The 7,373-nt window shown below is 65.0% G+C and carries 2 protein-coding genes; both read left to right on the forward strand.

Annotated elements, in window-relative coordinates:
- Nucleotides 1–4,914, forward strand: a 4,914-nt coding sequence (locus BLQ28_RS32415) for a non-ribosomal peptide synthetase (RefSeq protein ID WP_143012614.1), incomplete at its 5' end; no start/stop codon positions are given.
- Between the two features lie 36 nt (nucleotides 4,915–4,950).
- Nucleotides 4,951–7,373, forward strand: a 2,423-nt coding sequence (locus BLQ28_RS32420; RefSeq protein ID WP_143012615.1) for a non-ribosomal peptide synthetase, incomplete at its 3' end; no start/stop codon positions are given.

Consider the following 7,373-nt stretch of genomic DNA (forward strand, 5'->3'; position numbering starts at 1 on the left):
CAGGGCGTCGGCCCCGAGAGCTTCGTGGCCCTGGCCCTGCCTCGCTCCCTGGAGCTGGTGGTCAGCCTCCTGGCCATCCTGAAGGCCGGCGCCGCCTACGTCCCCCTGGACGTGGACTACCCCAAGGACCGCCTGGCGTTCATGCTGGAGGACGCTGCGCCGGCCTGCATGATCAGCAACCGCGCCACCGCAGCGATGCTGCCCCAGGCAACGCCCACCCTGTGCCTGGACGAGCCCGCCCTCATCGCGCAGCTGGCCCACGCGCCCCTTGCCAACCCCACCGACCACGACCGCGTTCGGCCACTGCGTCCCGCCAACCCCGCGTACGTCATCTACACCTCGGGGTCTACCGGCAAGCCAAAGGGCGTGGTGATTTCACAGCAGAACGTCGTGCGGCTCCTCGGTGCGACGGAGCAATGGTTTGGATTCGGTCCGCAGGACGTATGGACCCTGTTCCATTCGCACGCCTTCGACTTCTCGGTCTGGGAGCTCTGGGGCGCTCTGCTTCGCGGCGGGCAGTTGATCGTCGTTCCGAGTTTGATCAGCCGTTCCCCCGAAGAGTTCTTGAGCCTGCTCGTGCGCAAGCAGGTGACCGTCCTCAATCAGACACCATCGGCATTCCATCAACTGGCGCAGGCCGAGCGGGAGCACCCGGAGCTGCAGGCCGGCCTGGCTTTGCGCTGCGTGATTTTCGGCGGCGAAGCGCTTGAACTCCGGCTCCTGAAGGACTGGTATGAGAGACACGGCGATGAAGCGCCGTCACTCATCAACATGTACGGCATCACAGAAACGACCGTTCATGTCAACTACGCCGCGTTGAGCAAGGCGCTCATGGGCAGCGACGCCAACAGTCTCATCGGCCGCGGCATTCCGGACCTGCGGACCTACGTTCTGGACGCGGCACTGCAGCCGGTGCCTGTAGGCGTGACGGGTGAGCTGTACATCGCGGGCGCGGGCCTGGCGCGCGGCTACCTCCAGCGCCCGGGCCTGAGCGCCGAGCGCTTCGTGGCCAATCCCTTCGGCCCGCCGGGCAGCCGCATGTACCGCTCCGGCGACCTGGCGCGCTGGCGCCCCGACGGCGTGCTCGACTTCCTCGGGCGCGCCGACCAGCAGGTCAAGATCCGGGGGTTTCGCATCGAGCTCGGTGAGATCGAGGCAGCCCTCTCTCGGCAGCCCGGCGTCGCTCAGGCCGCTGTCATTGCTCGCGAGGACAGCCCCGGCCACAAGCAGCTGGTGGGCTATGTCGTGGCAGATGCCGCCATCGACACCGCAGCCCTGCGTCGTGCGCTGTCCACAGATCTGCCCGACCACATGGTCCCCGCGGCCCTCGTCGTACTCGATACCCTGCCCCTGACACCCAACGGCAAGCTCGACCGCAAGGCACTGCCCGCGCCCGACTTCACGCCGCGCAGCATCCGCGCACCGCGCACTCCCCAGGAGCAGACCCTGGCCACCCTCTTCGCCGAGGTCCTGCGCCTGCCCCAGGTGGGCATCGACGACAACTTCTTCGACCTGGGCGGCCACTCGCTGCTGGTCACCAGGCTCGTGAGCCGCATCCGCTCCGCATTGGGCGTGGAGCTACCCATCCGCGTGCTGTTTGAAGCGCCCACGGTCGCACAGCTGGGCCACAGGCTCGTCGGTGCGCAGTCTGCCCGTGCGGTCCTGCAGCCGATGGCGAGGCCCGAACTTATTCCGGTGTCGCTTTCCCAACGACGGCTCTGGCTCCTGTACCAGATCGACGGCCCCACGCCCACCTACAACGTGGCCATGGCCTTGCGGCTGAAGGGGCGGGTTGACGATTCAGCGCTGGAACTGGCCTTGGGCGACCTGGTCGGCCGTCACGAAAGCCTGCGCACTGTCTTCAGGGACACGGACGACGCAACACCCTTGCAGCAGATTCTTGCGCCCGAAGGTGCGCATCTTGCGATGCAGGTAGAAACGGCGTCCGAAGCCACGCTGGCGCAACGACTCGCCGAGGCAACCGCGTACTGCTTCCAGCTGGGCAGCGAGATTCCGTTTCGCGCCTGGTTGTTCCACCTTGATGCGGATCAGCACGTGCTGTTGCTGCTGTGCCATCACATCGCCAGTGACGGATGGTCGCTCGCACCGCTGGCACGCGATTTGTCCCTGGCCTACGCCGCGCGTGGCCAGGGCCAGCCACCGGCATGGACACCTTTGCCGGTGCAGTACGCCGACTACACGCTCTGGCAGCACGAACTGCTGGGCAGCGAGCGCAATCCCGACAGCGTCATCACCAAGCAACTGCGCTACTGGCAACGCACGCTCGCCGGCCTGCCCGAGCAGTTGGAACTCCCTACCGACAGGCCGCGCCCCACGGTGTCCAGCCACCACGGCGAGAGCGTCGCGTTCCGGCTCGACGTGGGCCTGCATCAGGAGCTGCTGACCCTTGCACGCGAGGGGCAGGCCAGTCTGTTCATGGTGCTTCAGGCTGCACTGGCCACCTTGTTCACCCGCCTGGGCGCAGGCACCGACATCCCGCTGGGCAGCCCGATCGCTGGGCGCACGGATGAAGCGCTCGACGACCTGGTGGGCTTCTTCCTTAACACCCTGGTGCTGCGCACCGATACCTCCGGCAACCCGAGCTTCCGCGAGTTGCTGGCTCGCGTGCGCGAGACGGACCTGAGCGCCTACGAACATCAGGACCTTCCGTTCGAGCGCCTGGTCGAAGTGCTCAATCCGACCCGCTCCATGGCGCGTCATCCTCTTTTTCAGGTTTCGCTGGTCTTTCAGAACAACGCCAGGACCAGCTTCACGTTGCCAGGCCTGGAAATCCAGACCCAACCCATTGGCCTGAGCACCGCCAAGTTCGATCTGTCCTTCACCTTGTGGGAGCAGCCCGACAAGGCGGGCAGGGCCCAAGGCATCGCAGGCCGTGTCGACTTCGCCACGGATCTCTTCGACCTCGCGACGGTGCAGTGGATGCTTCATCATTTCGAGGCACTGCTTCGGGTCGTGGCCTCCAATTCGGCGACAACGCTCTTCCAGATTCCGCTGCCGAGCCTCGCTTCCGCAAGCGCGGGGAGTCCGCTCTCCCAAAGGCCGACGCAGGCATTCACAAGAATCGATCGCCACGAGATCGATCAGAGCTTGACCACCCGATTCGAAGCACAGGTCCACCGCGCTCCCTCGGCTGTCGCCATCACGCATGACGGCATTTCGTGGACCTACGACGATTTGAACCGGAAGGCCAATGGCATCGCCAACAAACTCCAGCAGAGCCTGAGCCGGAACACCGGCCGCGTGATGCTCCTGTTCAGCCATGGCGCCGACATGGTGGCGGCCATGCTGGGCGTCCTGAAGTCGGGAAGGAGCTACGTTCCCCTGGACCCTCTGCATCCGGCAGACAGGCTGAGATTCATCGTCGAGGATTCGGAAGGTGAAGCGCTGCTTTGCGAGCCGGGGCTGCAGGCGCTTGCAACGACCGTTTGCGCTGCCAGGCAAATTCCGGCATTCGATCAATCGCTCATTCCGCCGGCCAGCAGCTGTGCCACCCAACGCCATCCGGGCAGCGAAACCTATGTGCTCTACACATCGGGAACGACGGGTCGGCCAAAGGGTGTCGTTCAGGTCGACCGCAACGTCCTGCACTTCATTGCCGCATACACCAACGCGCTTCATCTGAATGCCACCGACCGATTGACGCTTTTCAGCTCCTACGGCTTCGATGCTTCGGTCATGGACATCTACGGCGCACTCCTGAATGGCGCCACGCTCTGCATTCACGACCTGCGTCAGGTGGAGTTCACCCAGCTTCATGACTGGCTGGAAGCACAGCGCATCACCGTGTGGCATTCGACGCCGACGGTGTTCCGGCTTGCCGCCAGCGGCTTTCAAGGCCGGAAGTCTTCTTCGACGCGATTGATCATTCTTGGCGGTGAAGAAGCTGCGCCGTCGGATCTGAAATTGCTGCGGGAGAACTTCGAGCCCGACTGCCTTCTCGTCAACGGATACGGGCCAACCGAATCCACCGTGACGGCGCAGTTCTTCGCCAGTGCCCGCACAGAGATTCAAGGCACCCGGCTGCCCATTGGCCATCCCGTCGAATCCACGCAGATCGCTCTGCTGGGTCCGGATGGGCAACCGACGGATCTTTTTGGCGAATTGGCCATCTGCAGCGAGTACGTCGCGCACGGCTACCTGAAGCGCCCCGACCTGAACGCCGAGCGCTTCATGGCCAACCCTTTCGGCCCGCCGGGCGGCCACATGTACCGCACAGGTGACCTGGCGCGCTGGCGACCCGACGGCCTGCTCGAGTTCCTCGGGCGCGCCGACCAGCAGGTCAAGATCCGGGGCTTTCGCATCGAGCCCGGCGAGGTCGAGGCAGCCCTCACGCGCCAGCCTGGCGTCACGCAGGCTGCCGTCATTGCCCGCGAAGACGCACCAGGACACAAGCAGCTCGTGGGCTATGTCGTGGCAGCAGCCGGGCAGAGCGTGGACGCCTCGGCCTTGCGCCACGCGCTGACCGCCGATCTCCCCGACCACATGGTCCCCGCAGCCATCGTCGTGCTCGATGCCCTGCCCCTGACGCCCAACGGCAAGCTCGACCGCAAGGCCCTGCCCGCGCCCGACTTCACGCCACTGAGCATTCGCGCGCCGCGCACACCGCAGGAAGAGATCCTTGCGACGCTCTTCGCCGAGATCCTCGGACTCGCACAGGTAGGCATCGACGACAACTTCTTCGACCTCGGTGGCCACTCGTTGCTGGCAACCAAGCTCGTCAGCCGCGTGCGCTCGGCCTTGGGCCTGGAACTTTCCATCAGGGCATTGTTCGAGGCGCCGACGATCGCGCAACTGGAACCCAAACTGAAAAATGCACCGCCGGCGCGCAAGGCCTTGCGCGTCATGCCCAGGGTCCAGAGCCCGACGGGAAAAGCCACCGCACTCGATGAGTGACGGACTCGCACAAGCCGCCAACGACAGACATTCCGCATGATCCCCCTCTCCTTCGCGCAACAGCGCCTGTGGTTCCTGCATCGCCTGGACGGTCCCAGCGCCACCTACAACATTCCGATCTGCTTGCGACTGGCAGGACGTGTGGACGACAACGCGCTGGAGCAGGCACTGTGCGATGCGGTCGTGCGCCATGAGAGCCTGCGCACCATCTTCCCCGACACGGACGACCTGCCTCAGCAGGTGGTTCTTCCGGCGGAGTCCACCAGGCCGACCATGGAGGTGCTCGATGCGTCCGAAGCGGCGCTTGCAGCGCAACTCGACAGGGCCGCGGGCCACTGCTTCGAGATCGCGAGCGAGATTCCGATTCGTGCATGGCTGTTTCACCTGGGCGCCGACCAGCATGTGCTGCTGCTTCTGTGCCATCACATCGCCAGCGATGGCTGGTCCGCCGCACCACTGGCGCGCGATCTGCGCACGGCCTACGCTGCGCGTTTGCAGGGCAATGCGCCCACATGGGCGGCGCTGCCTGTGCAGTACGCCGACTACACGCTGTGGCAACGCGAACTGCTGGGCGATGAGCTTGACCCGGACAGCACCAGCGCACGGCAGTTGGCCTACTGGCAGCGCACCCTGGCTGACCTGCCCGAGCAACTGCAGTTGCCCACCGACAGGCCGCGCCCGGTTGCCTCCAGCTATCACGGCGAGCACCTGCCGATCCTGATCGACACACCGATCCATCAGAAGCTGGCCGTCCTTGCCCGCGAAAGCCAGACAAGCCTGTTCATGGTCCTGCAGGCGGCATTGGCAACCTTGTTCACCCGCATGGGAGCAGGCACCGACATCGCACTGGGCAGTGCCATTGCGGGCCGCACCGACGAAGCACTGAACGATCTCATCGGCTTCTTCGTCAACACGCTGGTGCTACGCACGGACACCTCGGGCAATCCGAGCTTCCGGGAGTTGCTGGCACGCGTGCGCGAAACCAACCTGAGCGCCTACGAACATCAGGACCTTCCGTTCGAGCGACTCGTGGAAGTGCTCAATCCGGTGCGCTCCATGGCGCGCCATCCGTTGTTCCAGGTCTCGCTGGTTTTCCAGAACAATGCAAGAACCCTCTTCGCACTGCAGGACCTGGAGGTCAGCGCGCAACCCCTCGGTCGGAGCACCGCCAAGTTCGATCTGTCATTCACCTTGTGGGAGCAGTTCGACAAACAAGGGAAAGCCCAGGGAATTGCCGGCCGCATCGAATTCGCGACGGACCTGTTCGATCGGCCCACCATCGAGCAACTCTCAGCGCGCCTGCAGCGCGTGCTGGAGGTCATTGCAGTCGATCCCTCGCAACCCATCGACCACATCGAGATCCTGCAGCCCGGGGAACGCGCACGGATCCTTCTGGACTGGAACGACACCGCGCACCCCGTGCCCGAAGCGCTTCTGCCAGCGCTCTTCGAGCAGCAGGTGGCCCGCGCGCCAGACGCCATCGCCCTCGTCTTCGAGGACACCACGCTGACCTACGGCGAACTCAATGCGCGCGCCAACCAGTTGGCCCACCACCTGATCGCGCAAGGCGTAGGCCCCGAGAGCCTCGTGGCACTCGCCTTGCCGCGCTCTCTGGAGATGGTCATCAGCCTGCTGGCCATCCTCAAGGCCGGGGGTGCTTACCTGCCCCTGGACGTGGACTACCCGAAGGACCGATTGGCCTTCATGCTGGAGGACGCCTCGCCGATCTGCATGATCAGCGACAGCGCCACCGCACGGTTGCTGCCCCCGGGCGTGCCTACGCTCTGCCTGGACGATACGTCGCTCACAGCCTTGCTGGCCGCCGCGCCTCTTGCCAACCCCACCGACCACGACCGCGTCCGGCCGCTGCGCCCCGCCAACCCCGCATATGTCATCTACACCTCCGGATCCACCGGCAGGCCCAAGGGGGTTGTGGTCTCTCATGCCGGCGTATCGAGCCTCAGCGCCAGCCAGGTTCAGCACCTGAACCTCCATCGCGGATCACGGGTCTTGCAGTTTGCATCGCTGAGCTTCGATGCGGCCTTCTGGGAAGTTGTGCAGGCCCTCCTGTCCGGCGCGGCGCTCGTGCTGGCCCGAGCGCATGACTTGCTGCCTGGAGACGCGCTCGCTGCGACTGTTTCCAAGCATCGGGTCACGCATCTGACCATCCCTCCGATTGCGTTGGCTGCGCAGGAGTCCGGAGGATTGCCAGGCGATCTGAATCTGGTCATTGCCGGGGAATCGGGCACTGCGCAACTGATCGAAAAATGGTCGCATGGCCGACAACTGATCAATGCCTATGGCCCCACCGAGGCAACGGTGTGCGCCACCATGAGTGCACCGCTCTTCGGGCTGGAAAATCCCCCGATCGGGCACCCGATCTCGAACACGCAGGTGTATGTGCTGGACGCGGCACTGCAGCCGGTGCCCGCGGGCGTGCCCGGCGAGCTGTACATCGC

It is taken from the genome of Variovorax sp. EL159 (assembly GCF_900100965.1).
Lineage (GTDB): Bacteria > Pseudomonadota > Gammaproteobacteria > Burkholderiales > Burkholderiaceae_C > Variovorax.